General features: G+C 72.1%; 3 protein-coding genes. All 3 read left to right on the top strand.

Annotation, left to right across the window (positions count from 1 at the left end):
- On the top strand, positions 1-644 hold a 644-nt coding region (locus tag HMPREF0731_RS19080; protein WP_007005848.1), incomplete at its 5' end, for a phosphotransferase.
- Positions 641-1,963: an aspartate aminotransferase family protein gene (locus HMPREF0731_RS19075; protein WP_007005847.1), complete on the top strand. Its 1,323-nt coding sequence runs from the start codon at positions 641-643 to the stop codon at positions 1,961-1,963. The genes HMPREF0731_RS19080 and HMPREF0731_RS19075, both read left to right, overlap by 4 nt.
- A 158-nt stretch (positions 1,964-2,121) precedes the next feature.
- The coding region (locus tag HMPREF0731_RS23915) for a hypothetical protein (protein ID WP_211207969.1) at positions 2,122-2,406 on the top strand (285 nt) is incomplete at its 3' end.

The raw sequence follows: 2,406 nt of genomic DNA, 5'->3' as shown, positions 1-2,406 counted from the left end.
AGCGCGCGGCGCTCGGCGCCATGCTGGCGCGGCTGGACCAGGCGCTGGCCGGCTTCCGCCATCCGGGCGAGGGGCACGCGCTGATGTGGGACATCCAGCACGCGCTGCGCCTGCGCCCGCTGCTGGCGCAACTGCCCGACGCCGCCGACCGTGCCCTGGCGGATGACGTGCTGGCGCGCTTCGAGCGCCACGCCCTGCCGCTGCTGCCCGGGCTGCGGCCGCAGGTGATCCACAACGACTTCAACCCGCACAACATCCTGACCGATCCGGCGGATGACCGGCGCATCACCGGCATCATCGACTTCGGCGACATGGTGCGCGCGCCGATGGTGCAGGACCTGGCCACCGCCGCCGCCTACCAGGTCGCGGCCGAGGGGCATCCGCTGGAGGGGCCGGCGCAGCTCGCCCGCGCCTTCCACGCGGTCTGCCCGCTCTGGCCGGAGGAGGTGGAGATCCTGGCCGATCTGATCGCCACGCGGCTGGCGGTGGCGGTGACGATCAGCGGCTGGCGCGCGGTGAAGCAGCCGGAGAACGCGCCCTACATCCTGCGCAACTATCCCCGCAGCCTGTCCGGGCTGCGCCGCCTGGGCGCGCTCGGCCGCGCCGAGGCCCAGTCCTATTTCCGGGAGGCCCTGTCCGCATGAGCATGATCAACGCCTTCGACCCGAAGGCCACCAACGGCGTCGGCGCGCGCGAGCAGGCGATGATCGCCCGGCGGCAGAAGCTGCTCGGCCCGGCCTACCGGCTGTTCTACGCCAACCCGGTGCATCTGGTGCGCGGCGAGGGGGTGTGGCTCTACGACCCGGACGGCAACGCCTATCTCGACGTCTACAACAACGTCGCCAGCGTCGGCCATTGCCACCCGCATGTGGTGGCGGCGCTCTCCCGCCAGGCCTCGGTGCTGAACACCCACACCCGCTACCTGAACCCGGTCATCCTCGACTACGCGGAGAAGCTGCTCGGCCATTTCCCCGAGGAGCTTTCGCATGTGATGTTCACCTGCACCGGCAGCGAGGCGAACGACCTCGCCTACCGCGTGGCGCGCAGCTTCACGGGCGGCGAGGGCTTCATCGTCACCCGGCTGGCCTATCACGGGGTGACGGTCGCGATCTCCGAGATGTCGCCCTCGCTCGGCCAGCACATCACGCTGGGGAAGAACGTCCGCACCGTGCCGGCGCCCGACCTGTATCGCGGTGGCGAGGGGGTGGCGGAACGCTTCGCCGCCGATGTGCGCGCGGCCATCGTCGATCTCGAGGCCTCCGGCCTCCGCCCGGCGGCGCTGCTGGTCGACACCATTTTTTCCAGTGACGGCGTGTTTGCCGACCCGGCGGGGTTCCTGGCCCCGGCCGTCGCCGCCATCCGTGAGGCGGGCGGGCTGTTCATCGCCGACGAGGTGCAGCCCGGCTTCGGCCGCACCGGCGAGGCGATGTGGGGCTTCCAGCGCCACGGGCTGGTGCCGGACATCGTCACCATGGGCAAGCCGATGGGCAATGGCCACCCGATCGCCGCCATGGTGTCGCAGCCGCACATCCTGCAGCGCTTCGGCGAGGCGACGCGCTACTTCAACACCTTCGGCGGCAACCCCGTCTCCTGCGCCGTCGGCCAGGCGGTGCTGGAGGTGATCGAGGGCGAGGGGCTGCTGCGGAACGCCCACGACACCGGCGCTGTCCTGCGCGATGGGCTGCGCGACCTCGCCAAGCGGCACGCGCTGATCGGCGATGTGCGCGGCGCCGGCCTGTTCGTCGGCGTCGAGCTGGTGACCGACCGCGCCCGCAGGACTCCGGCCAGTGCCGAGACCGCCCGCCTGGTGAACGGCCTGCGCGAGCGGCGCGTGCTGATCAGCGCCGCGGGGCCGGACGCCAATGTGCTGAAGATCCGCCCGCCCCTGGTGTTCCGCCCGGAGCATGCCGAGCGCTTCCTGGAGGCGATGGAAGCGGTGCTGCGGGAGGTCTCCCCGGCCTGAGGCGCGGCACGCCGCCCAAGGCCCTTGGCCATGACCCCGCCGCGAGGCGGGGCCATTGCGCTTCCATCACCAAAATTTTCCCGTTATGTTCCTATTTGGGGCCGCAGGGCGGCGGAACGCCCTTGCCTTGATGTTCTGTTTATGTTCGCATCAGCCCCATGCCGAACCTGTCCATTCCCCGCTACGCGCCGAGCCCCTGGACCCCGCCATCGCCCCCGATGGCACCCCCCTCCTGGCGGATCGCGCGCGGGGAGGGGCAGGGCATCGGCGGGGCGCGGGCGGGGCGACGCAGCCGGCCCGCGCCCTTTTTTCCCGCCCTGCGGCGGGCCGTTGCGGCGCTGCCCTGGCGGCGGCTGCACCGCCTGGCGCGGGAGGTGATGCTGGGCGCGGTGATCGGCATGGGCGGCGGCTGGATGGCGGCGCGCCTGGCCATCGCCCTCGGG

This window comes from Pseudoroseomonas cervicalis ATCC 49957, from assembly GCF_000164635.1.
In the GTDB taxonomy this organism is placed as follows: Bacteria; Pseudomonadota; Alphaproteobacteria; order Acetobacterales; family Acetobacteraceae; genus Pseudoroseomonas; species Pseudoroseomonas cervicalis.
The sequence above is the reverse complement of the archived record's forward strand: the minus strand, read 5'-3'. Positions and strand labels throughout refer to the sequence as shown.

Excerpts from the sequence above, each read along its gene's own strand:
- HMPREF0731_RS19075 (WP_007005847.1), top strand. The coding sequence starts at position 641 with ATGAGCATGATCAACGCCTTCGACCCGAAGGCCACCAACGGCGTCGGC.